Below are 4694 nucleotides of genomic sequence, written 5' to 3' on the forward strand. Positions count from 1 at the left end.
GGGGAGTTGGTCGCCTGAGATGAGGCCGCCCAGCCAGCGGGTGGAGGGATCGGCGTCCAGCAGCAGGGCTTTGACCAGGAGCGACAGGGGGATGGCCAGTACTGCGCCCAGCGGGCCGAGGATCCAGGCCCAGAAGACCAGGGACAGGAAGGTGAGCGTCGTGGACAGGCCCACCGCCTCCCCGACGACCTTCGGCTGGATGATCGACTGGATGATGAAGTTGATGATGCTGTAGGCCACGATCACCCACAGCAAGGTCGCCCAGCCCTGGTCGAGGAGACCCAGCAGCGCGGGCGGGACGACCCCGATGAAGAACCCGACGTTCGGGATGTAGTTGGTGATGAAGGCGAGCAGGCCCCACAGCCAGGGCAGCGGGATGTCCAGCAGGTAGAGGACCCCGACGTCGAACACCGCGACGATCAGTCCGAAGACGGTGGAGACGACCAGGTACCGCGTCGTACCGCGCGCGAAGCCGGTCAGGGCGGTGGTGATGTCCGGCCTGATCCGCATCGCCTCGCGGAGGCGGTCCGAGAAGGCGGCGGCGTCGATGCCCATGAAGAACAAGACGATGATGATGAACCCCAGATTCGAGACGACCCCGAGGAGTCCGGTCAGCCAGCCCTGCAGGACGTCGAAGAACTTCCCGAGGTCGATCTGCTGCAGGGCGGCCTGGAGCTGGTCGTCGCCAACGCCCAGGTTGGCCAGCCAGCCACGGGCATCGTCGACCAGGTCGGCGAACTTGTCCTCATAGGTCGGCAGCAGGGTCGCCAGCTTGGCGACCGAGAAGGCCAGGGCCGCTGCCATTCCGAGCAGGAAGACGTTCACGACCACGAGTGCGATCAGCGCCGAAAGCCACCTCTTGACTCCTCGCCTGACCAGCAGCCGGCGCAGTGGACTGACGGCGATCGTCAGTACGAGCGCGAGGAAGACCGGCCCGATCACACCCGCGAAGCTGCGCAGTCCGGCGGCCGTCAAGACTGCGGCGGCGGTCCCGAGGAGGACGACAACGCCGCGCGGCAGCCCCCAGGCAGGCGTCGAGCCGGCCGCCGGAACCTGGCCGTCGGGGGAGTCCGTGGAGCCTGCGGACATCGTCGCAACCTCCCTCTCCCGACTCACCCGGGCTTCGAAGATCGCTCAGATCGTGCTGAGCGGCATCACCCACCCCGGATGAACCTTCGCCCGATCCACGGATTCGGGTCCGATCCGGGACCGTGTCATCCGGTCGGGGTGAGGCGATCGGTAGGCCGCTGCGAGAGGCTGCCACTGATTCCCCCGGTCGGCGCATGGCCGGTTGACGAGACGGAGCGGCCCTGCGAAGGAGGCCGAATGAGTGACGGGTCGAGTATCGGTTCGCCCAGAGCAGACCAGGAACGGCAACCGTCTGACTACGCGGGGGCGATCTACGGGTCTCTGCTGGCGGCATCGGTCGTGGCCGGCACCGGTCCGGGCCAGGAGCCTCCGCGCCCGGGCGAGTTGATCGCAGTACTGCTCGCGACCGGCGTGGTGTTCTGGCTGGCCCATGTGTATGCCCATCTGGTCGGGGAGCGATCGACAGGGACGCTGCTGAACCCGAGGGAGTTCCGCGCCGCCGCCAGGCGGGAGTGGCCGATCGTGCAGGCCGCCGTACCTCCCGCCGCGGCAGTCGCCATCGGTGCGCTGCTCGGCCTGTCGGACGCCGGCGCTGCCTGGCTGGCGCTCGCGGTGGCGGTGGGATCTCAACTGGGATGGGCGCTCTACGTCGCCGCCAAGGCAGGCGCGACCAGGGGCCGCATGGTCGCCGTGGGCGTCATCAATCTCGCGCTGGGCTTGCTGATCGTCCTCTTGAAGGCCGCCGTGACCCACTAGTCACCACCGAGGACCGGCACGAGACGTCGTCCGCCAAGGGTGACGCGCCGCCGGTCCGTGCGGTCCTAGTCTCGACGGCACTCGACGTCCGTCGAGCGACAAGCAGGAGGGGTGAACCCCAGATGACCCAGAACCGCACTGTCGAGTCGCAGGCCGACTCGGGTTGGGCGATGAGCGGAGTCGCCTTCGCCGCCACGATGATGCTGATGGTGGGCGCCTTCCATGTGATCGCCGGACTCGCCGCGATCCTGAACGACGAGTACTTCGTGCTCGTCCGGGGCTACGCGTTCGATCTGGACATCACCGCCTGGGGATGGATCCACCTGGTGCTGGGCCTGGGTGTCGTCGCGGCCGGCGTCGGTCTGTTCTCCCGGGCGGTGTGGGCGGCCGCGGTCGCGCTCGTCCTGACGGTGCTGAGCGCGATCGACAACTTCTTCTTCATTCCCTACGCGCCGTTCTGGTCGCTCCTGCTGATCGCCCTCGACGTGTGGATCATCTGGGCGCTGACGCGTCCGCGCGCGATCCGCACCTGACGGCCCGGCCGCCGTGTCCACTCCACTGGTCCGCACCGGCGATCTCGGTCGGATCGTTGCCGCCTGCGTCACCTCGGCGCTGGCCCTGGCCTTCGCCGCGGCTGTGCTTCCCGGCTTCCGGTTCACCTCGTTCCTGCAGTTGGTGCTTTCGGCCGCGGCGACGGTACTGGTCGGAGCGCTGGTGCGCCCGCTGCTGGTCGCCGCTAGTGCGGCAGTGGGATGGATCGCGGTACTGCTGCTGGCAGTGCTCGGACAGGCAGTGGTCCTGACACTGGCGCTAACGCTGATCCCAGGAGTCGAGGCCGACTCGTTCTGGGTCGTGCTCGCGGCCGCCTGGATCGCGGCGGCCGCGGCGACGATGGTGGCGTGGCTGTGCACGTCCGGTACGCCAGAGGCCTTCACCGCCGCCCTCGTACGCCGGACCCGGAGTCGGCGTCAGCCGGTCGACGATCCCGAGTCCCCTGGCGTCATCTTCGTCCAGTTGGACGGCGTGCCCTTTCCAGTACTGCGCTGGCAGGTGCTGGCCGCCACGCTCCCCACCGTCGGGCGCTGGATCCGCGATGGGGGATACCGCCTGGTCGAGTGGACCCCGGTACTGCCGCCGACCACGCCGGCAAGCCAGCTGGGGATCCTGCATGGCCGCATCGACGGAGTACCCGCGTTCCGCTGGTACGACCGGGCTCTCGGACGGGTGCTGGTCAGCAACCGGGCCGCCGACGCTGCCGAGATCGAGCGCCGCGCCTCCAACGGCCGGGGTCTGCTGGCCGACGGTGGCGTGAGCATCTCCAACCTCTTCAGCGGTGACGCCGACCGGGCTCTGTTGACGATGAGCAGGCTGGAGCTCACCCGTGGTTCCGCTGACACGCGGCGCCGCGTCGCCTGGTACCTGGCCAGGCCGGACGGGTTCGCGGGCAGCTTGTTCGGCGCGGTCGCGGAGATCGGCCGGGAGAGGTTCGAGGCGCGGCGGCAAAGACGCCGCGACGTTCGCCCGAGAGGACACCGCGGCTGGCTGTTCGCCGGGATGCGCGCGGTCACGAACGTCGTACTGCGGGACCTGAACACCGCTCTGGTGGCTGAGGAGATGATTCGTGGGACGCGGGCCGTGTATGTCGATTACGTCGACTACGACGAGGTGGCGCACCACGCCGGCGCCTCGCGGCCGGAGTCGCTGGCCGCGCTGGATCGGCTCGATCACGTGCTGGCCTGTCTGGAGGCTGTCGCCGCGGCAGCGCCAAGGCCGTACCGGCTGGTCATCCTGTCCGATCACGGCCAGTCCCAGGGCGCGATCTTCGCGGATCGGTACGGCGTTGATCTCGCGGGCCTTTGTTCGCAGCTGACCGCCGCGGAGGTCGAGGCCGTCGAGCAGTCGGTCGAGGGCTGGGGGCGATTGAACGGCCTCCTGGCCGACCTGGCGGGTGTCGACTCCAGCAGGGGGCGGGCTGTTCACGACGCCGCGCTGCGAGTAGAGCGCCGCTCCGCACCGCCGACGGTCACCGCCGGCTCGGAGCTGGTCGTCCTCGGGTCGGGCAACCTCGGCCTGGTGTATGCCGCTGAGGAACGGCGGCTGACCATGGAGGAGATCACCGGTCGCTGGCCGGCCCTCATCCCGGGGCTGGTGAACCACGTCGGGATCAGCTTCGTCGCGGTGATGAGCGCCGAGCACGGGCCGCTGGTGGTCGGGCCGTCGGGTGTTCACCGGCTGTCCGACCTGAAGGTGACAGGTGAAGATCCGCTCGTTCCGTACGGGCCGCTGGTTTCGGCAGATCTGCTGCGAGCGGTGTCGATGCCCGAGGCACCTGATCTGTACGTCAACAGTGCTGTCGACTCCGACACCGGAGAGGTCGCCGCGTTCGAGGGGCTGGTCGGCTGTCACGGGGGACTCGGTGGGTGGCAGGGACGGGCCTTCCTCCTCGCTCCGCCCGATCTGGTGATCCCGGACCAGCGGATCCGCGGCGCGGATCGGCTCCACCACGTGCTCGTCGCCTACCTCGAACAGTTCGGTCAGCGCAGCGGACTCTCGCGCGACACCGTAGACGTGTGAGGCAGAGATGGCCGAACAGCTCCAGCCCTCACTGAGAGGCCGCCCAGGAGGTTGGGATGTCCGCACCGCCTTCCTCGGCCGTTCGCCCACCGAAGCGTACGTAGCCGGCCTGCGGCATGATCTTGCCGGCAATCAGTGCATGACCCTGCAGGAACGTCGGCACCCGATCGAGCAGACCGGCGGGCACGAACGAGAACACCGTCCGCAGGAACTCGAGGTCCGCCGCGGAGTTCATCCGCATCAGCATCAGGTTGTCGCACTGCGACAGCACGTTC

At 68.8% G+C, this 4694-nt stretch carries 4 protein-coding genes and 1 pseudogene; 3 read left to right on the plus strand and 2 right to left on the minus strand.

Annotation, left to right across the window (positions count from 1 at the left end):
* On the minus strand, nt 1–1089 hold a 1089-nt coding region (locus tag VFG33_RS40685; RefSeq protein ID WP_325058390.1), incomplete at its 3' end, for an AI-2E family transporter.
* Nucleotides 1090–1326: 237 nt separating this feature from the next.
* On the opposite strand from VFG33_RS40685, the gene VFG33_RS40690 reads away from it, so the two are divergent.
* From VFG33_RS40690 to VFG33_RS40700, 3 genes are all read left to right on the plus strand, one after another.
* Entirely contained in the window at nt 1327–1845 is a 519-nt protein-coding gene (locus VFG33_RS40690; RefSeq protein WP_325058391.1) for a hypothetical protein, read from the plus strand.
* A gap of 122 nt (nt 1846–1967) precedes the next feature.
* Nucleotides 1968–2378, plus strand: a complete 411-nt coding sequence (locus VFG33_RS40695) for a DUF7144 family membrane protein (protein WP_325058392.1) — start codon at nt 1968–1970, stop codon at nt 2376–2378.
* A gap of 13 nt (nt 2379–2391) precedes the next feature.
* Nucleotides 2392–4419 (plus strand): phage holin family protein, encoded by a 2028-nt coding sequence (locus VFG33_RS40700; RefSeq protein WP_325058393.1) that lies wholly within the window; start codon nt 2392–2394, stop codon nt 4417–4419.
* A gap of 28 nt (nt 4420–4447) precedes the next feature.
* Here the strand turns inward: VFG33_RS40700 and VFG33_RS40705 are convergent.
* Nucleotides 4448–4694, minus strand: a pseudogene (locus VFG33_RS40705) (hypothetical protein); the annotation flags it as partial.

The sequence above is a fragment of the Kribbella sp. genome (assembly GCF_035687465.1).
Taxonomy (GTDB): Bacteria; Actinomycetota; Actinomycetes; order Propionibacteriales; family Kribbellaceae; genus Kribbella.